The 19,792-nt window shown below is 54.1% G+C and carries 13 protein-coding genes; 1 reads left to right on the top strand and 12 read right to left on the bottom strand.

What is annotated here, in order from left to right; all coding sequences use genetic code 11:
• Positions 1-464: 464 nt before the first annotated feature.
• From AC1RN6_RS22260 to AC1RN6_RS22230, 7 genes are all read right to left on the bottom strand, one after another.
• Positions 465-1,310 (bottom strand): DUF6602 domain-containing protein, encoded by an 846-nt coding sequence (locus AC1RN6_RS22260; RefSeq protein WP_493007647.1) that lies wholly within the window; start codon positions 1,308-1,310, stop codon positions 465-467.
• Positions 1,311-1,535: 225 nt separating this feature from the next.
• Positions 1,536-2,915 carry an ATP-dependent nuclease gene (locus tag AC1RN6_RS22255; RefSeq protein ID WP_493007646.1) on the bottom strand — a complete coding sequence of 460 codons (1,380 nt, stop codon included), beginning with the start codon at positions 2,913-2,915 and terminating at the stop codon, positions 1,536-1,538.
• A gap of 2 nt (positions 2,916-2,917) precedes the next feature.
• Positions 2,918-3,868, bottom strand: a complete 951-nt coding sequence (locus tag AC1RN6_RS22250) for a reverse transcriptase domain-containing protein (protein WP_493007645.1) — start codon at positions 3,866-3,868, stop codon at positions 2,918-2,920.
• A gap of 838 nt (positions 3,869-4,706) precedes the next feature.
• Positions 4,707-6,017: an MFS transporter gene (locus tag AC1RN6_RS22245; RefSeq protein WP_493007644.1), complete on the bottom strand. Its 1,311-nt coding sequence runs from the start codon at positions 6,015-6,017 to the stop codon at positions 4,707-4,709.
• 119 nt (positions 6,018-6,136) lie between these two features.
• The gene (gene pyk / locus AC1RN6_RS22240) at positions 6,137-7,555 is read right to left on the bottom strand and encodes a pyruvate kinase (RefSeq protein ID WP_493007643.1); all 1,419 of its coding nucleotides are present in this window, start codon (positions 7,553-7,555) and stop codon (positions 6,137-6,139) included.
• Positions 7,539-8,891, bottom strand: coding sequence for a glycerate kinase type-2 family protein (locus AC1RN6_RS22235; protein ID WP_493007642.1), 1,353 nt, complete (start codon positions 8,889-8,891; stop codon positions 7,539-7,541). The genes pyk and AC1RN6_RS22235 overlap by 17 nt, the downstream gene beginning before the upstream one ends.
• 141 nt (positions 8,892-9,032) lie before the next feature.
• Positions 9,033-10,124 carry a tartrate dehydrogenase gene (locus AC1RN6_RS22230; protein ID WP_493007641.1) on the bottom strand — a complete coding sequence of 364 codons (1,092 nt, stop codon included), beginning with the start codon at positions 10,122-10,124 and terminating at the stop codon, positions 9,033-9,035.
• Positions 10,125-10,233: 109 nt separating this feature from the next.
• Here AC1RN6_RS22230 and AC1RN6_RS22225 point away from each other — a divergent pair, with 109 nt between their 5' ends.
• Positions 10,234-11,214 carry a LysR family transcriptional regulator gene (locus AC1RN6_RS22225; protein WP_016835141.1) on the top strand — a complete coding sequence of 327 codons (981 nt, stop codon included), beginning with the start codon at positions 10,234-10,236 and terminating at the stop codon, positions 11,212-11,214.
• Between the two features lie 212 nt (positions 11,215-11,426).
• Here the strand turns inward: AC1RN6_RS22225 and AC1RN6_RS22220 are convergent, their stop codons facing one another.
• From AC1RN6_RS22220 to AC1RN6_RS22200, 5 genes are all read right to left on the bottom strand, one after another.
• Positions 11,427-12,611 carry a branched-chain amino acid ABC transporter substrate-binding protein gene (locus AC1RN6_RS22220; protein WP_493007640.1) on the bottom strand — a complete coding sequence of 395 codons (1,185 nt, stop codon included), beginning with the start codon at positions 12,609-12,611 and terminating at the stop codon, positions 11,427-11,429.
• Positions 12,608-14,695, bottom strand: coding sequence for a sulfotransferase (locus AC1RN6_RS22215; RefSeq protein WP_493007639.1), 2,088 nt, complete (start codon positions 14,693-14,695; stop codon positions 12,608-12,610). The genes AC1RN6_RS22220 and AC1RN6_RS22215 overlap by 4 nt, the downstream gene beginning before the upstream one ends.
• A 26-nt stretch (positions 14,696-14,721) precedes the next feature.
• Positions 14,722-18,285 carry an autotransporter domain-containing protein gene (locus tag AC1RN6_RS22210; RefSeq protein ID WP_493007638.1) on the bottom strand — a complete coding sequence of 1,188 codons (3,564 nt, stop codon included), beginning with the start codon at positions 18,283-18,285 and terminating at the stop codon, positions 14,722-14,724.
• 192 nt (positions 18,286-18,477) lie between these two features.
• Positions 18,478-19,050 (bottom strand): adenylyl-sulfate kinase, encoded by a 573-nt coding sequence (gene cysC, locus AC1RN6_RS22205; protein ID WP_493007637.1) that lies wholly within the window; start codon positions 19,048-19,050, stop codon positions 18,478-18,480.
• A 76-nt stretch (positions 19,051-19,126) separates the two neighbouring features.
• The coding region (locus AC1RN6_RS22200) for a methyl-accepting chemotaxis protein (RefSeq protein ID WP_493007636.1) at positions 19,127-19,792 on the bottom strand (666 nt) is incomplete at its 5' end.

Here is a 19,792-nt window from a genome sequence, read left to right as displayed (position 1 = left end):
CAGAAACAGCATTAAACACCATTTCAAACTGACGCAGAACTAGCAAAATAAAAGGGCTTACGTTTTACCGTAAGCCCTTCTGAATTGCTGGTGGCCCCCCCCCGTGAGTCGAACACGGCACCAACCGATTATGAGTCAAAAGAGCATGTATGCGGCGAGTCGCAAAGCCAGGCTAGAAAAGGATCACTGATCGTGCACACAGTGCGTGAATTCTCCGATTTGCACCAGTTTGGGAAAAATATTCCCCAGCAATAAATTTCGATACAATTTGGAGTCGATTGGACCCCAACGTCCGCAATCAGCCCGAAGCAGCCAGTTGGGGTGAACTTGAAAAGGGTGGCTCAATCCGCAAAGTAAGTCGAAACGAAGCGCAAAGGCGGGGGCCGCCAACAGCTATACGCTGTTGGCATAGGCTTGACAAATCAGTTACCCAATTCCTTAATGAACTTGCCAATGAATTCGTCCTACTGTGTTGGCGAGGCCCTTGGGTGGATCGGCCCCCAGCCACGTTGATATTGGTGTGCATAGATTTGCAGATCACCCGGAATTCTTCGCTTAGCCTCCCGTTGAAGGAAGTTCATGAGAGACAGATACCAATCAAGAAAAGCATTTGTAGTATCGTTGGCATAGACCTTACCTTTTGCCTCACCCGGGATAAATATTCCACGATCCAGTACAAGAATGTTATCGACATCGCTGATGTAAGCGCCTTCACCGAGAGCACTTTCGCTTTGTGTTGCGCTATCAGCTCGTGCAAGCTCAGTTACTAACCATTCTGCTGAGCTTGTTGAATTTGTTTCGAAGGCGAATATGGAGTAATGGCATCGCGGGAGTTTTTGGTCTCTATCTGTGTTACCCGCTGGATTAGATGCATTGCGCTTAAAACATTTTTGATATGGGCGCAGCTTTTTTAGTTTCGCTGCTGCCTTGTAGGATGTGTTTAGTTCATTTTGAGTAAGTGTGGTTTTGCACTCAATTGCCGCGTACACACTTTCCGCGGGAATAAGAAGATTCCCATCATTTCCCTTGAATAGAACTGCAGTATCCTGGCGGTCATAAACAATCAGATCAAGCTGTGTCGTTTGATTGCCTTGGTAGTCAATCGCTTCGCCTTTTGCAACGCCAAACTTAGCCGGAATTGTTGATCGCAGGAACTCAGCAAGCGCCGCGGCCCGCTCATCCCCCTTTATTCCTTTATGCAGAAACACAGCCGCTTGCTGGCCATTTGTAATGATTGCTTGTGCAGATAGTTTGATTGAGTCTTGGAAGGGTTGAACAGGCTTCCTTGCCCCGCGCAATTTTTTTGTCATTCTTTAGTCCGTGTAAAGGTGAAGTGAACAGGAGGCCTATCCGATCAGCACATTCTTCCGTAGGAAGTACAAATATGAACAACTTAGCTCGCGAGTTCCAAAAGGGAATTATTGAGGCTCCTCGTTTATATTTCCTGCCTTTAACTCTGTGCTTCCGATCAATTTCCAAATTGATCGGAAGCCGTATGTAAGAACTCCTGAGTTATCAATTCGATGAGAGCCGGCTTACATCAAAGCGGTCGGCCGCTCCAGGAAAGTCTTGAGTACTTTCTCTATGAAAACCTTGAGGCTAGCCTCTTCAGATTCAAATACGTATTTATAGAGTTCCAATGGGGACATCTTTCCGTGCCTCACGTAATGCGCCCATAGAACTTTTCCTTTATCCTTTTGCTCCACCTGGTTAAAGCGTCCCAGATCTTCTGCAGAGACCTCTGGCAATGACTCTGGAGAAGCTTGATATCTCAATGCCAATTGCTTTTCCACGCTTTCAATTGGAAGGCAAAATACATTATCGCGCCTAGTATGCTGGAGGGCTTGTTGATCACCATCTAGAATCGATATCACATTTTCGGCCGACGTCAAAAAACCTTGATCGCGATTCCTCTTCATCAGATCCGTCACATTTGTAGCGCCACCCACGTAAATTATTTTGTATTGATAGTAGGCATTTACTCCATATCGGTTGATCATGAACTCAAGAAATTCTTGCAGACACTCGTCTTCCGTCAGAATGTATTTATCCCAGCCTTTGAAACCAAAAAGTAGGCTTTTTATGGAATTGTAGGATTGCGGAGAGGTGACTATTACGCCCTGCTCCGTCTCTTCCATGTATAAAAGTTCTGTTTCCTCCAGCGTCCTCATCATCGCTAGGGAGTGAGTAGTGAATACAATACTCACTCCAAATTTTGCACAGAACTCTCGCAGTTTTTCGACCAATTTGGCCTGAGCGATGGAGTCAAGCGATATATCGATCTCATCGATCACGAGCAGCCGAGTTCCACTTTGAATACGGCGATATAAGCTCAAGAGGAAATACTCCCCCGAACTCAAATAGTCTTCACGGATATAGCGACTGTCAGGTAATAGCAAGCAATAGTATGAAGTCCCCTTGATCTGGACCTCAATAAGACTTTCGAATTTTGTTGAACCGTATATCTCGTTAAGAAAACGGATTAAGTCCGTCGGCGTTTTATAATTTTCAGAAACTATAGCCGCTCGAATATCCCCATCTGCGAGACTCAGACTTTGGAAAAAATTGAAACGACTTCCATGAGGCATTGGCAGTTCTACAGAAATCATTTCCTTTATAACAGTTGGAATGATCGATTTACTGTTTAACGCCCTCAAATCGCTATCGTATATAAATTCAAATGAATCTTTATCGTCAACGCTATACGTAATTTTGCTGCTAGATTTAAAAATGGAAATCGCTGATGTTCGAGGAAAAGTGTCCGCTGATCGTAGCGTTTGAATCGCTTTAATAAGTGTGGTCTTCCCTGCCCCATTCTTACCGACGATACATGTTAACTTTGGCTCCCCGATATCAATAGAAAAATCCAGCAACTTAATATGCTGAATGTTCTCAATACGAAAACGTAATTTCATAGCTATTTGGCCGAACGATGAAAAAACATATCTACGACGGTAAGGCCATATTTCTTTCTCAGCTTATCCAAATAGTCAGGATCGATAGTATTTATGTAGTTTAGGTATCCTGACAGTCGCTCGATTCCGGACTTTTCGTCCCCATCCAAAGCGTCCACAAATCGTTCTCGATTTTTTAAGTAGAAGTGCAATAAGACCTCCACTTCACGCTTCATTTTCGAATCAACACTAACCTTTCCATCATGGTGAATCACAATGCCTAGCAATTTCACTTTTTGCCCTCGGGCGCTAAACTTGCTTTTGGCCTCGTTTATTACCAGGCAGCCATCAAAGACATCCGTCAATATTTGGTTGATCTCTTCTTCAATTCCTTGAAGCGACTCTTTGTCAGCTGCCGAGATAATCAAATCGTCAGAGTACCGCGTGAAAACGAGGCCGGTTTGGTGGCAATATTCCTGCAGCTGATTATCGAAATGATATAGACAACCATTGCTGATATGAGGCGAAGTTGAGAATCCGATGGGCATCGATTCGTCTATCGTCACCAAATCAATGATTCGCTCCATATGACTGCTCACATCACTAACAGGAAAGCGATCAAGACTTTCTTGGATCGTTTTTTTAATGATGGGAGCTTTCAAACTATGAAAGAAATTTGAGAGATCGGTCTGAAAAAAATATCGATTCTCCGCATGACGGGTTACCGCATCCAGAACCTTGGTTCCCTTTCTATATGAGAAAACAACATCTTCATTAATGAGCAAATGTTGAAATACAAATAGATTCAGAAACGAATGATAGGTCTTTAACTTCTTGTTAGGGTTAAAGATGGGACGCTCATGAATAGTAAAGACCTCATAGTTCGCAGACACGTTGCCTGATATGAAGTCTGAGAACTCATGTTTTCCGTGATACATGGCGTCAAACGCGGCTTGTAAAGTCTTCTTGTTCATGCAGTTGTAGGCAGCTAAATATTAATCACTATTGCTCAACAACGAACCTTGCCTTACAAAGACAGCAATTATTATCTGGCAGAAGGGACGACTGAAAAGGAGAGAGGGGCTGTAACACGGGGAATTTACAACTTGCACGATTGCCCCAAAGAGACAACCGTGCAACCGTAAACCATATCTAGCCCTGTAGAGGCCAACTTTTTAACGACTGGAGATGCTCCTAGTCAGTTGACATGAGTGAATTTTACCGCATATTGGGGCATGGTCAAATTTTATCGGTCGGGAGTATGTCGGAAGTCTCAATAAAAAAAGGGACTCCGATCACCCGGAATCCCTTTCTAATACTGGTGGCCCCCCCGTGAGTCGAACACGGCACCAACGGATTATGAGTCGGTTCCAAACTCCTTGTATTACAACGAGTTTTTCAGGTAGTCCTATAAAAATCAAAAACTTAGCTTACCGCTACTTCCTGCCAGTTACCGCTATTTGCTGCGTCCAGTGCAGCAAAATTGCAGCAACGCTGGACATAGTTTGGGTGAAAACTATGTCTTAAGCAACTCTTCGTTAAGCATCATCTTGTTGACCGTAACCGCTTCCCCATGTTCCTAGACCAGCCTGAAGAAAACTTGGACAACGAGACTGTCTTCAACATTCTCATAAATGTTATCAACAGAGCGAAACAGCATCGGCAGGTCATCACGGTTAACTTGGCGCACTATTCTTGAGCACAATAGTCTCAGAAGAGAAGCGTGGCTTGTGCATCGGCAGCCTTAGCCGCCATCAGGGTCAGAAGACCCATTATTCCACGCAAGCTTTTTCTTTTAAACATGACATCCCCTCAGTGTCCGTGACTAGCCTTCGCAACCCTGTCAGGTTGGGCAGTCTGGCGGCTCAGCATCAACGTAACAACCGCTGACAGCGCCAACGAGGCAGCTACGACATACAAGCCTGCCGCGTAGCCGCCCGTAACGTTCTTAAGCCAACCTATAGCAAACGGCCCGACGAATCCGCCCAAGTTACCAAGGGAGTTAATCATCGCAATGCCAGCTGCTGCGCCTGCCCCGGAGAGGAAGGTACTAGGCATCGCCCACAGCGGAGCCTTGGCCGAGCTAATGCCGACATTCACAACAATCAAGGAAAACACGACGAATAATGCGGTTGTGGCATTGCCTGCCAGCAGAAATCCAACGCATGCCACGACGCAGGGAATCACGACGTGCCAAGTGCGCTCGCCGCTACGGTCAGAATGGCGTGCCCACAGCACCATTGCCACTACAGCCACAACACTTGGAACACCTGTCAGCAGCCCAGTCTCAAACGGAGTGAAGCCAAACTCACGAATCATGAGTGGCGCCCAGAGCCCCAAAGTGTAGAGGCCTGCGGAAGTGCCGAAGTAAATCAAAGCAAGAGCTAGGACACGCGGGTCCTTCAGTGCGCTCCAAGCGCTGGCAGTGTGGCCATGGCCGCCCTTCTTGGCATCCGCTTCCGACTTTAACCGAGCCACCAGCCATTCACGCTCGTCCTGTGCCAACCAATGAGCTTGTTCCGGCTTGTCTGTCATGTATTTCAACACTACGAAACCCAGAATGACGGCTGGTGCAGCTTCAATGATGTAGAGCATCTGCCAGTCCTTCAAACCGAATAAACCAGGCAATTGCATGATGGCGCCAGACAATGGCGACCCCAGTGCTACCGAAATTGGGGCTGCGGCCATAAACCATGCTGCGGCGACAGCCCGCTGCTTAGCAGGAAACCACAGTGACAGGTAGAGAATGATGCCGGGGAAAAAACCGGCTTCAGCTACTCCCAATAGGAAGCGCAGCAAGTAGAAGCTGTTGGGGCCAACCACAAATGCGGAAATTGCGGAGATGATGCCCCAAGTAATCATGACCCGCGCAATCCAGATACGCGCGCCGACTTTGTGCAAAATCAGATTGGAAGGCACTTCGAAAAGGAAGTAGCCGATGAAGAATAAGCCGCCTCCCAGCCCGAAAGCCGTGGGTGACAACCCCAAGTCTTTATTCATTGTGATGGCCGCGAATCCGACGTTGACGCGGTCAAGGAAGCTGATGAAATAGAGCAGCATCACAAAAGGAATGATGCGCAACATGAGTTTTCGCGAAACGCGCGCTTCGATTTCAGTTTTCATTGTCTCCTCCTTGGAGGTTAAGTCCGTTTAAGAAATTGGTTCTCGTGCTATCTGTTAATTGAGTTATGTTTGATAGCTTCTTTTGTTCCGGCGCTGCCCACTGCTAAGTCATGTCCTCCTCATGCGATTTGTGCAAGACGCAGTAAATTCGTTGTTCCGGGGGCGCCAAACGGCATCCCCGCAGAAATCACAACGGTTTGACCTGTGTAGCCGAATCCTTCCGCGCTGACTGTGCGACATGCGAGTTCGCTTACCTCTCCGGCATCCACGACTTCGTGACATAACACCGGGTGAACACCCCAAACCAGGGCCAGGCGGCGAGCTGTAGTGCGATTGGGTGTCATGCCGAGAATTGGCGTACTTGGTCGTTCGCGGGCCATCCGAAGGGCCGAATAACCCGAGGTTGTGTAGGCGACGGTTGTTGCGGCATTCAGCAGACCTGCGACGTGCCGCATGGCGTAACCGATGGCGTCAGAGAATTCGGCCTTTGGAGCTGAGTGGGAAGCGGCGATGGCTTCGCGGTAATAAGGGTCTTGTTCGGTGCGACCGATAATGAGGTCCATTGTGCGAACGGCCTCTACCGGCCATGCACCGCTGGCAGATTCGGCCGACAACATCACCGCATCCGCGCCATCATAGATAGCAGTCGCCACGTCTGATGCTTCTGCTCTCGTAGGCACCGGCGCGGTGACCATCGACTCAAGCATCTGGGTCGCAACAATCACCGGCTTACCTGCGCAGCGGCAAGCTCGAACAATTCGTTTCTGCAGGGCAGGAACTTGTTCTGCCGGGAGTTCGACACCTAAGTCACCACGGGCAACCATGACAGCGTCCGCTTCACTGACGATTTCATCTAAGAGTGCGATGGCAGCCGGCTTTTCCAACTTTGCAACAATCGCCGCGCGCTCACCGGCAATGGCTCGTACCTCTTGGATATCTTCAGGGCGTTGGACGAACGAAAGCGCTACCCAGTCCACACCAAGCTCCAAACCGAATTCCAGGTCACGACGGTCCTTTGCCGTCATCGCTGACACGGGCAGAACGACGTCTGGAACATTTACACCTTTGCGCTCGGAGAGCAAGCCGCCCACTTCGACCAATGTCTCGGCAAAATCCAGGCAGCAACGCAGTACCTTCAGACGAATACGGCCATCATCGAGCAGAAGCCGGGTACCGACCTTCAATGCAGCAAAGATTTCAGGATGAGGCAGTGCCACGCGGCTCACTGTCCCAGGCGTCGCGACGTCGAGGTCCAAATGGAACGCGGCGCCAGTTTCCAACAGCACAGGGCCTGCCAGGAAGGTGGCAATCCGCAGCTTCGGTCCCTGAAGGTCCAGCAACACGCCGATTGGGCGCTGCTTCTCCGATTCGATATCGCGAATCAGTTGAAGACGCTGGCGATGGTCCTCATGACTGCCATGACTGAAGTTCAGACGAAAGACATCGACGCCGGCGTCGAAAAGAGCCGCAATCGTCGCGCGGTCACTGCTAGCTGGGCCGAGAGTGGCGACAATCTTTGCGTTACGCTGACGGCGCATGGCTGATTCCCTTGTTGGTTTGTTGTGTGTTGCCAGGTGCATCAATGAAGATGGCTCGAAAATCATTCACATTGGTCATGGTTGGGCCGGTAATGACAGAGTCACCGAGTGCCTGGAAGAAGCTATGTGCGTCGTTATTCTCGAGACTGGTCATTGGTGACCGATTGAACTCACGTGCGCGGGCCAACGTGTCTGGACGTAATAAGGCACCCGCAATTTCTTCTCGGCCATCCACGCCATCGGTGTCGCCTGCGAGTGCATGCACTCGCGCTTCGCCGTTTAGCGCGATGCCCATCGAGAGCAGGAATTCAACATTGCGTCCTCCTTTACCGTCTCCACGCACCGTGACAGTGGTCTCGCCACCTGAAAGAATCACGCAAGGTGCCGAGAACGGCTTATCACCACGCGCAACCTGGCGCGCAATTGCCGCCATGACTTTGCCTACGTCGCGCGCTTCACCTTCTATTGCATCCGACAGAATATGAGCAGCCACATGATGTTGTGCAGCAAACGCCGCGGCGGCTTCGAGAGCCATTTGCGGAGTGGCAATCAGGTGTGTCTCAACACGCGCCAAGCGCGGGTCGCCGGCTTTGGGCGATTCGGCGGTACCGTCAACCAACATGGCTCGCGCGTGCGGTGGCAGCACAATACGGTAACGGTCAACGATGGCCAGAGCATCATTACAAGTCGTCGGGTCCGCGACCGTGGGTCCGGACGCGATGTCGTGCAGCCCGTCCGCAGGGACGTCAGAAATCAACAGATTCAGAACGCGTGCAGGATGGCAGGCAGCAGCCAGACGGCCGCCTTTGATGGCGGAGAGATGGCGGCGTACGCAGTTCATCTCGGAAATTGATGCACCGCTATCAAGAAGAGCTTGGTTAATGCGCTGCTTGTCGGTAAGGGTCATCCCTTCGATAGGTAAGGGCAACAAGGCCGAACCACCGCCTGAAATCACGCATACGACAAGGTCATCGGGGGTAAGCCCGTTGACAAGCTGCATCATGCGTGCGGCCGCAAGCAGGCCATTCTGGTCAGGGACCGGGTGTGCGGCTTCCACAATCTCAATGCGTTCACATGAGATGCCATAGCCATAACGAGTCACCACGAGACCTTCGAGCTTACCTGGCCAGTTATTCTCAAAAGCGCGGGCCATCGCTGCAGACGCCTTGCCAGCACCGATAACGATAACCCGTCCGGCAGGCACTTTTGGCAGAAACTTGGGAATACGGACGGCAGGCTGCGCTATCGCGATAGCTGCATCGAACATACCTTTCAACAGGCGGTCAATAGCAGCCTGCTCGGACAGCTCGCCGTCCTGTGTTTTTGCAATTGTCATTGCGTCTCCTGCGCAAGCAAGGCTGATTGCCCTGCCTTGGATTTTTTGATTCAGCGCACAGAATCACCCGCCCGTGCCTTGCGGCGCCGATGCAAAATAAGTTGTGCGAGAAGCAGCCCGAATGGGCCGCTGAATGATTGCTTAAGCTGCCTTCTTGCTGCTGGCTGCGTAGGAGACGAACGCACACACCGCGTCAGTGACTTGAGCAGTGGTGGCCTTTCCACCCAAGTCTCCGGTATGCAACGCCGGGTCGGCTGTGACCGCTTCGACGGCGTCCATTACCTGATTCGCTGCTTCATGTTCACCCAGATGTTCCAGCATCATCACCACGGACCAGAACGTACCGACCGGGTTAGCCAGCCCCTTACCCATGATGTCGAACGCCGAACCATGGATGGGTTCAAACATCGATGGGTAGCGGCGCTCGGGGTCAATGTTGCCGGTCGGTGCAATGCCCAGGCTGCCGGCCAACGCTGCGGCCAGGTCGGACAGAATGTCTGCGTGCAAATTGGTGGCAACGATGGTATCCAGGGTGGCAGGACGATTGACCATGCGTGCAGTTGCAGCATCGACCAGTTCCTTATCCCATTTCACGTCAGGGAATTCCTTGGAAATCTGCACAGCAATTTCGTCCCACATCACCATCGCGTGGCGCTGAGCATTGCTCTTAGTAATAACCGTCAGCAATTTACGCGGACGAGATTGTGCCAGCTTGAAGGCGAAGCGCATGATGCGCTCGACGCCAGCGCGGGTCATCATCGACACATCAGTCGCTGCTTCAATCGGATGACCTTGGTGCACACGGCCGCCAACACCGGCGTACTCGCCTTCCGAGTTTTCGCGCACGATGACCCAGTTCAGGTCTTCTTGAGCACAGCGCTTCAGCGGAGCATCGATGCCTGGCAGGATACGTGTCGGGCGTACGTTCGCGTATTGGTCAAAGCCTTGGCAAATTTTGAGGCGCAGCCCCCACAAGGTGATGTGGTCGGGGATATGCGGGTCGCCTGCAGAACCGAACAGGATGGCGTCCTTGTTACGCAATGCGTCCAAGCCGTCTGCCGGCATCATGGCGCCAGTCTTACGATAGTAGTCACCGCCCCAGTCGAAGTTCTCAAATTCGAATTTGAATTTGCTGCTGGTTGCGGCAAGCGCCTCCAGCACTTGCTGACCTGCAGGAACAACTTCCTTGCCAATGCCGTCACCAGGGATAGTTGCAATTTGATAAGTTTTCATGTCTCCGACCTTTCAAAAAATGATGTGGTGCTGTCGCACTGTACGCAAATTTTTCAGAAAAAATCGGTGCTAAACTCAAAGCATCCTTAACTTATATTCAAGTATTGTTATGCAAGACACTGTGCTTCCCTCGGATTTGCGCTTTTTTTCAGTGCTGGCTATGGCGGGCAGCTTGTCCGCAGCTGCTCGCGAGCTGGGCTTAACCACTGCAGCTGTCAGTAAGCATCTGACGCAAATGGAAAGTCGCGCCGGTGTGCCCTTGGTAAATCGCACGACACGTCGAATGATGCTTACACCTGAGGGGGAGTTATATCTCGAGCACGCACGCCGCATTCTTGACGAAATCGACGAGCTCTCAGAACTCTTGGGTAGCTCCAAGCGCCGTCCAGAAGGCCTGCTGCGCGTCAATGCAACGTTGGGATTTGGACGTAGTCATGTGGCACCGGTTATCTCTAAATTTGTGACCGAGTACCCTCAGGTTTCAGTACAACTGCAGCTTTCGGTGATGCCTCCGCCTCTGACCGATGACAGCTTTGATGTCTGTATAAGATTTGGAGAACCACCAGATACGCGAGTCATAGCAAGACGTCTGGCTCCGAATGACAGACTGCTATGCGCAACCCCTGGGTATCTTGCGCGCCGCGGAATACCTGCTACCCCTCACGACCTCACCAAACACAATTGTCTAGGAATTCGCCAAGGGGATGAGGCTTATGGCGTATGGCGATTGACCGCCAGTAGCGGGTTAACGCCAAAGACGGAAACGGTAAAAATCCGCGGAAATCTCACTACCAACGACGGGGAAATTGCGGTCAATTGGGCACTGGAGGGACATGGCATCCTCATGCGTGCAGAATGGGACATACGAACTTATTTGCAAGATGGACGGCTTGTCCAAGTCCTCCCGGGTTGGCATACACCCAATGCCGACATTTATGCCGTCTATTCGCAACGTCATCAAATGTCCAACCGCATACGCGCATTTGTCGATTTCATTGCTGAACAGCTGACGAGTCACTCACTAATCACCCAAGCAGGAGGTTCCGCCTATAGCCGAGCGCGAGACGTCGTGGACGAAAAACCCATGTGAATATCGCGGGGTATTTCGCCTATTTCCTAGAATAGCAACGTTCGGGACTACATATTTTTCAAGTTGCTCTTGCGACTATCGATGTCGGCTCCTGGCCGATTGCGGACATCCCCATCCACGACGTCCGTAAAATTCATCTGGATTTCTCTCGAATCCATGACGTATGCGTTGACGTGACAATCAGCGACCGTACAGAGGACGATCAAATTAATTCATGGCAAAGTATTGATAACTTTCCAGCGGCGTTGCTGGGCAAGATATAGCGTGTATGCCTGATACTGCGCGCTGCCGTCAGAAGTGAAGGCAACGGTCCCTGACATGCCCTTGAATTGAATCTTGTGCAAGGCGACTGAAAGCTGGCTTGGCTCAATTGAGTTTGCAAGCTTCATGGCTTCGATCAAGGCGCTCACCGAATCGTAGGAGAACCAAGTGAAAGGAATCAACGGGGAGCTGAATTTCTCTTTGTAGCTTTTCTCCAGACGCTTGAAATCAGGAGCTTTATCGACGGGCCTCCCTCCTGCCAACATCAACGTTCCTTCAGGATAGTCGCCTGTATTATCGGGAAATTCAGGATTGGTCGCGCCGCCTGCCAACAACAGATTTGCACGCACGCCGACTTGCTGCAAACGGACGGCAAAGGCGGTACTTTGCGGGTTGACTCCCGCAAAAAAAATCAGGTCGGGCTTGGCCTGCTGGATCTTGGCGATGGTTGCGTTGAAATCAGAGGTCTTGGCGCTGATCCGATCACTGTCGACGATCACTCCACCTCCGCTGGTCACGGCAGCTCCGAAGCTGGCCGTAAGCTCTCGTCCGAGAACAGTATTGTTATCGACCAGCATAATGCGCTGCGCATGCAGGGTCTTGATCGCTTCCAGAGCCAGATACTGACCGGTGTGGCCGCTGTGTCCGAGCATCTGGAACACGTTGCCGTAAGCTTTCTGGGTGAATTCCCGTCCTGCCGCCGTCGGTGACAACTGAGGAATTCCGGCGGCATTGTAGACCGGAGAAGCTGCGATGCTTGTATCGGTGGTCAGGTGTCCGATCACGCCAACGACGCCTGCTTTCACGGCGGCATGGGCGCCAAGAACGGCAAGGTTCTTGTCGTTCTTGTCGTCAATGATGAGCAGTTTGAGGATGGTGTTCTTGCCGTCGATGCGCAGCCCCTGCTGATTGATCCGCTCGACGGAAAACTGCACGCCATCGAGCGTGGATTTCCAGCGTGGCTGGCTGACAGGACCAATCACGCCAACCAGCGCAGTTTGCTCAGGCTCTGTTGCCGATGCGATCGTTGTCATGCCGAGGGTGATCGAGAGAAAAATGATCGCCGCGTGAAATAAAATGGATCTCGCTTTTTCTTTGCGCATGTATTCCCCCAAATGATTGCTCAACTTATTCATGGCGTATCGATCTCCAACGCCTTGAGCAGCGGTTCAAGATGGGCTGCGTAAGCATGCCAGCGCCCCTTCGAAGTTTTGTAGATCCGTTGGCGCACCTGATTGACGCTGGCCGTGCGCACGACCCGGCGATTGTCATGGAAACTCAGGCAGGCATCTTCCCAGGGCAAACCAAGGAAGGCGATCAGACGGCGCGCCTCGCCGTCCAGGTCGTCAACTACGGCCTCATAGTCGACTTCGATGAAACGCTCGGGAGGCAGCACCGCGCGCCAGTGCGTCATCAGGCGTTCATAGTCGCTATGGAATCGCCCCAGCTCGGACTGGTCATAGGCGAATGGCTGCTCGCCGGCGAACAGCTTGGTGTAGCACGACAGGCAGGTGTCGACCGGATTGCGCCGGGCGTGAATGATACGTGCGCCCGGCAGTATCAGCGGAATCAATCCTGCATACATGAAATTCCCCGGCATCTTGTCCACCAGACGCGCACGCCCTTGCGCCAGCACTTCGGTACGTTGCAGGTATGCCTGTCCCAGCCCGGCAAAGTCCGCTTCTGTCATGTTGACAACGCTGGCCGGGAACGTCCCGGCGCTCTCTGTGACCAAGCGCAGCGCCGACAACTCGCCGGCGCCGGTCACCTGCGAGTGCGACGACAGTATCTGCTCGATAAGCGTGGTCCCTGAGCGTGGCATGCCGACGATGAAAACCGGCAATGCCGACCCTGCATGACTGTCGCTTGCTCTCTCGAACAGTTCGGGCGTGAAGATTTTTTCAATGTCCGACACCCAGCGACTGATCGCATCGGCATCATAGGAAAATGTCGCGCGCTTGAGTCGGTTGCCCTGGTCGAGATGATGGAACGCCCGTGCCGCATCCCCGGTGTCAAGATAGGCCTTTCCGAGCGCGAAATGCGCCGAGATCCGATCGGACAAGGAGCGGCGCTCGCCTTCGGCGACACAATCTTCCAGGGTAGCGATATCAGGGTCACCGGCCCTGAAGGTCCTGGCGTCGGCCCTTCCGGTCAGCACCTTTACCGACCTCGGGAAGGCTTTGAGCGCCTGTTCAAAGGCTGCGCGTGCTTCGTCATTGCGACCGGCTTCCGTGAGCAGGACGGCGCGTCCGACCAGCGCCGCCTCGGCGACCGTACCCGGCAGTTGCGCCGCCTGGTCGAATTGCGCGAGTGCCTCTTCGGTCTGTCCCAGAGATTGAAGCACCATGGCGAGCGTGTGGTGCGCTTCGGCGTTACCAGGCGCCAAGGCCACCGCCTGGCGCGCAAAACCGAGCGCCTCGTCAAGGCGCTCGCTCCGGTTGAGCGCCTTAGCGCGTGCAATCAGTGAGGCAGGATGTTGAGGTGCAAAGGCGGAAAGCAGGTCGAGTGCACGCAATGCCGCGTCATGACGACAGCGAGAAATTTCCGCGTCAGCCAGATTCAGATAGGCATCGACGAAATGGGGTTCGATGGCAATGGCTTGCTGAGCATGCGCAACGGCTTCATCGTGGACACCCTGCGCGGACAACAGGAAGGCCAGGTTGCTATGCGCCTCTGCATAGGAAGGAAGCAGCGCAAGCGCCTGTCGATAGTGCTGCGCAGCGCGGTCCATGCGGCCCAGACGGCGGTAGGTGTTGGCCAGATTGTTATGCGCCTGCGCCCAGTCGGGCCGGAGCGCGATCGCTCGCTCAAGGCAGTCGAGACTCTCTGCAAACTTGCCCGCCTCCTGCAGAAGGATACCCAGGTTGTTCCAGCCGGACGTCTGCGCCGGGTCCATCGCGACGGCCCGACGGGCCGCTGCCTCGCCATCGGCCAGCAGTCCTTTGCGGCGGTACATTTCTGCGAGATTGCTGAAATAGATCGCGGGTGCTCTGGAATCCATGCACGCCTGCTGCAGATGCGTAATTGCCGTATCGAGCTGCCCCTGCGCGAGCGCCATCAAGCCCAGCAGATGCAGCGCATCGGCATGACCCGGCCAGACGACCAGCACTTGGCGGCAGAGCTGGCCAGCCTGATCCGCACGACCGGCGTTCCAGTGGGCATGGGCATGGCTGACGGCTTCTGCAATGGTCAGGATTGTCTGGTCGGGTAAGGTGGACATAAAAGGCATAAGCAGCTTAGAACAGCTCAGAACAGCTTGCGCAGGCGCAGCCACGCTGTCTGCGACAAAAAGCCACGGCCGGCCTGCAGATCGTAGCGCAGCGCCAGGCTCAGATTGTCGGAACGCTGCAGCGTGGCGCCAAGTGAAATATCTGCGAGGTTCGACACCGACGATGCACTCACCGTCGTGAACGCTGTCTGTCCGGTGGCGTCGCCGACAAAGCTGGCGCCCACCGTCTGCCGGGTGTCGCGATATTCATGGATCCACTGCGCACGGCCACTCAATACAAGTTTGCCGTAGCTGGTAGTGAAGTCCTGCTCCAGTTTTGCGCCCAGTGCGCTTTTCAGAGAGCCGGCATGCGCGGAGCTCACCGCCAGGGCCGCGCCGTTGCTGCTGTTCTCCGTGTAGCCGGCCTGCGTCCGGTAGCTATACATGAGGCCGGCAAGCGGCGTGAGTGTTGCATTGCCCAGTGCCAGCGGATAGCCGGCCTCGGCACGCGCCACATACAGCCGGCCGTTGAAACTACCCGAAGCCGAGTCTGAAAATCCCGGGAGGCTGATCGCCCGGCGAGTCTTGTAGCGCTGCTGCACCGCCGCGCCGGAGTATTTCACGTACCAAGGATTACCGTCATAACTCGCGTAAGCAATCAAACCGTAGCCATCGACACGCGTGTCGCTGCCGGAGGTGTCCCCCGTATTGTTGATCGCGGTATTGCTGTAGCTGAACGCGCCGCCGACGCGCCAACCGTCGTTGATCGCCTGATCCACCCCAAATAGCAGACCGCTGTAGTTGGCACCATAGCCGTCCACCTGATCGCGCTCACTCTGGCGCGCATGGCCGCCATAGGCCTGGCCCCATATGGTCCGCTGAACTGCACTTTCGCCGGTTGCCACACCGTCGTCGCCGCCGTCCTCCGCGCGCCGAAGTCCATCAACGTGTTCGCCCACCATGTCCAGAGCATGAAAGAAAGGCGCGTCTGGCGCCCAGTTGGCCTGGGCAGGCGCCAATTGTTTGCCGATGCGATTGGCGCTCGCCACCGAACCTTGACTCAGGGAGCCCAGCGTGGCGTTGTACAGATTCAGTAATCCCGCATTGCTGATACCGGTGTAGCGCAACAAACCGCGGAGAGACGCAATGGCATTCGGTGCAGTCGCAAATTCTGGCGTTGGCGCGACGCCCTGTACGTTGAGCACCAGATCGCTATTGGCGCCGTTGGCGACAACCGAGCCGGTCACGGTGCCTGAATTGCCATTTATCGAGTAACGCAGCGTGTCCGCATTGTAGTTGGCGGTGCCGGCGGTATCCACCACCACGTAACGTTGTCCGGCGGCGAAAGCATAGCCGTTTGACTGCAGTCGTATTGATGAGCCCGCGGCAATTGTCGTGTCGCCGGTCACGATCAATCTGCCGTAGCCCGTGTCGGTGATCGCGCCCAGCGTTGTGGCGCCAGCGGCGACGCCGATCTGCAGGCTTGCACCGGCCCCCTGGTTGTAGTTGCCGGTGATGGTCACCGGCTGATTGACCTGCAGCACAGCGGTGCCGGTATTGTTCACCGCGTTGACGCCGACGTTGATGTTGTCGTTCAGCAGCAGGTTGCCTGAGCCGAATATGATATTCGAGTTGACGTTGGTGATCGTGCCGATCGTGCTGCCGCCGCCAAAACCGGTCAGGGTGCCGAAGGTCGTACCGGTGCCGCCATTGAAGGTCAGATTCTGCGTACTGAGGTTCTGGATATTGCCGGCAACCACACCAGAGTTCGTAATCGGACCGATCGCGCCGGCAGTGTCATTGTAGATAGCATTGACGGCACCGGTAATGGTGCCGCTGTTGGTCAGCGGCCCTATCGTGCCGGTGTTGTTGATGCCGATATCGCCGCCGCTGATGGTACCGGCATTGGTCAGCGCATTGATGGCGCCGGCGTTGTTGATACCGGCAGTAGGGGTTAGCGTGGTAATTGTTCCCGTGTTGGTGAGACCCGTATTGCTGCCGCTGATTGTGCCGTTATTGTTCAGCGCGGTGATCGTCCCGGTGTTGTTGATGCCAGCAGTTGTCAGCGTACCGATTGCTCCGGTATTGTTGAGACCGGAGTCACTGCTGCTGATGGTGCCGTTATTGGTCAGCACAGTGATCGCCCCCGAATTGTCGAGGCCGGTATTGTTCAGCGTGGTGACCGTTCCACTGTTGACGAAGCCTGTATTGCTGCCGCTGATGATGCCGCTATTGGTCACGGTACCGATCGCACTGGTATTGTTCAGGCCGATATGGCTTAACGCGGTGATCGTACTGGTGTTGCTGAGCCCTGTGTCGCTGCCGCTGATGATCCGGGTATTCAAATTTGTCAGCGTGCTGATCGTGCCGCCGTTACTGATACCAAAACGGGTCAAAAGAGATGTGGCGCTGGCATTGACGAGGTTTGTTTCGCTGGCGCTGATGGTGCCGTTGTTGGTGAGTCCGGTTATCGCGCCATTGGAATTGAGCAGAATGCCGACTGCATCGGCGCTGATGGCGCCGTTGTTGAGCAGGCTGCCTATGCTGCCGTCAGTGACGATGGCTGCACCTCTCAGCCCGGTGGGTGAGCCGTTGATGGTGTCATTGTTGATCAGCGTCCCTATCGTCCCTGACTGGTTGTTGGAAATGCCGACAAATCCAGCCGAGATAGTCCTGTTGTTGACCAGGGTAGTGATCGTACCGCCGTTGGTGATGGCGGTCCCGACCGAATTGATGGTGCCATTGTTGGTCAGCGTACCGATCACGGCGTTGCTCGGTCCGCCGGTGGTGCCTAAGTTGAAGATGGCGTTACCATTGCCGTCGATGGTGCCGTTGTTGGTCAGGGCGTCTATCCTGCCGCCGATGGTATTTACAATGGCATTGTTACTCGAGTTGATAGCACCGCTGGCGTTATTGAGCAGCGTCGTAATGGTGCCGGAGTTGCTGATGCCGGATTGAGGTCCGCTGATCGTGCCGCTGTTGTTCAGCACGCTGATGGTGCCGCTGTTGGTGACTGCCACCCCGTTTGTACTGTCGGAGGCACTGATGGTCTTGCCGCTGTCGTTGGTCAGTGTCGTGATCGTGCCGGAGTTGTTGATGCCATAGTAAGTGCCGCTGATGGCGCCGCTATTGGTCAGCGTGCCGATGCCGGCGGTGTTGTTGAGCGCCCCCCCTCCCGAAGTGTTGCCGCCGCTGAGGGTGCCGTTGTTGGTCAGTGTCCCCAGCGCGCCGCCCTGGCTGACGCCGTAGACATTGCCGGTGCTGTTGATGACCCCATCATTGGTCAGCGTGCCAAGTGTGGCTGTGCCGTCGGTGACGATGGCGGTGACGCCGCTCGTGTTGATAGGCGCCGACACCGTCATGTTCTGTGGCGAGCTGGCGTCGAATGCATATTCCACGCCTTCGGTGCCACCATTGACGGTCACTCCGGCCGGAGGAGCAGCCACGGCTGTATTTGCCAGCGTCGCCGCAATCAGGATGGTGAGAGCACGCTTGCGTCCTCTGCCGCCTCCGCGCGAAACCTCGGCGACCGCAACCCATTCATCCTGAGCGTCACTCCAGACCAGACGGTACACATGGTTCATGGATCCGGGATATTTCATATCGATACCCTTCTACGAGGGAGTTAATTACGTCTCCGCAGCGAATTCGTTGTATCCCAACAGTCATCCGCGACATAGCCATGTTACGCAGAAGACACCTACGCTAATCCAATGAATTGCGTGGAGTATTACCATCATTTATTGATTTCCAGCAAAAAAAACAATGTCGTCCCGCTGATTCACGCCCTGTCGTTAACGAACGCTGCGACCTGGCGATACTCCCGTCGATGTGTTCAGCGCGAGGTAATGCTTAACGATTTGATCAGTTGCCGCCCTGGCTGAAAGCAGGTCGGTATCGATCAGAAATTCAGGATGAGTCGGTCGTTCGTAGGGATCATCTACGCCTGTAAAGTGTGTGATCTCCTTTGCCTTGGCCCGCCGATACAATCCTTTCGGATCTCGCTCCATGCAGACCTCGATATCCGTATCGATGAACACCTCGAAGAATTCGTCATTGCGAAAACGCCGCCTGGCCGCCTGGCGATCATCTTCATATGGGGAAATTGCACTTACAACAACAACCAGGCCGGCCTCTACCATCAGCTTGGCGACTTCGCTGATGCGGCGCACGTTTTCTGATCGGTCCGCTTTGGTGAACGACAAATTATTGTTCAGCCCAAGCCGCAATCGATCGCCGTCCAGCACAAAGGATCGATAGCCCTGAGCGCGCAAAGTTTCATCGATCAGGTTTGCGATCGTTGATTTTCCAGCCCCGGACAAACCTGTGAGCCAGTAACAGCAGGACTTTTGAGCGGTGGTATCCATGGGCAGGATATCTCGTAAAAGATCAATCAGAGTGCACGCGTAAGTTGTTCATTTCACTTTGCCAACATCGCGCGCCTTAGAATTCCTCCCAGGATCCGCTGCCGTCTTTTTCGGCGATGTCCTTCTGAGCGGAAGACTTCGGAAGCGCAGGCTTGGGTGCAGTGTTTTTCTGGATCGGTGCAGGCTTGGGCGTGATATCCACGGTCGCCTTGCGGATCGCGGCAGTCGGGGTCGTGGGCGCGGCGGCACGAGCGAAGCCGGTGGCGGCCACACGTTCAGGGTCAAGTTTGAACACGCTGACCGTCTTTTCGAGATGTTGCGCCTGATCCCGCAACGACTGTGCGGCGGCGGCAGCTTGTTCGACCAACGCCCCATTTTGTTGGGTGGCTTGATCCATCGAGGTAATAGCCTGATTCACCTGCTCGATGCCACTGCTTTGTTCGGCGCTGGCGGAGCTGATTTCACCGACGATATCGGTAACCCGGCGCACGCTGGTGACTACTTGCTCCATGGTGGCGCCGGCCTGTGCAACCAGATTGCTGCCGTTCTCGACGGTGGAGACCGAGTCATCAATCAGCGTCTTGATTTCCTTGGCTGCGGTCGCGCTGCGTTGCGCAAGGTTGCGCACTTCGGAAGCTACCACGGCAAAGCCGCGGCCCTGCTCTCCGGCACGGGCAGCTTCTACCGCCGCATTGAGTGCGAGGATGTTGGTCTGGAAGGCGATGCCGTCGATGACGCTGAT

This window comes from Herbaspirillum sp. GW822-FHT03A08 (genome assembly GCF_058801885.1).
The sequence above is the reverse complement of the archived record's forward strand: the minus strand, read 5'-3'. Positions and strand labels throughout refer to the sequence as shown.